The sequence below is a fragment of the Erwinia sp. S38 genome (assembly GCF_016624545.1).
In the GTDB taxonomy this organism is placed as follows: Bacteria; Pseudomonadota; Gammaproteobacteria; order Enterobacterales; family Enterobacteriaceae; genus Erwinia; species Erwinia coffeiphila.
Window position 1 is genome coordinate 1 of record NZ_JACVTS010000092.1, and the last position, 277, is coordinate 277.

General features: G+C 61.4%; 1 protein-coding gene. It reads left to right on the forward strand.

What is annotated here, in order from left to right:
* The coding region (locus IBT46_RS27120; RefSeq protein WP_200548139.1) for an Ig-like domain-containing protein at positions 1-277 on the forward strand (277 nt) is incomplete at both ends.

A 277-nucleotide genomic window follows, 5' to 3' on the forward strand; every position in this document is an offset into this window, starting at 1 on the left:
GGGCAGCACCGTCACCGTGAAAGGCCCGGATGGCACCGTGCTCGGCACCGGCACCGTTGATAACGACGGCAACTTTACCGTGACGCTGGAGCCACCTCAGACCAACGGTGAAACCCTCGATGTCAACCTGAAAGATGCGGCCGGTAACGAGTCCACCGCTGCTCAGGTGAATGCGGATGACACCACCGGTCCCGTTGCAGCAACCGACCTTGATGTCTCCGATGATGGCAGCTCACTCTCCGGTAAAGGCGAGCCGGGCAGCACCGTCACCGTGAAA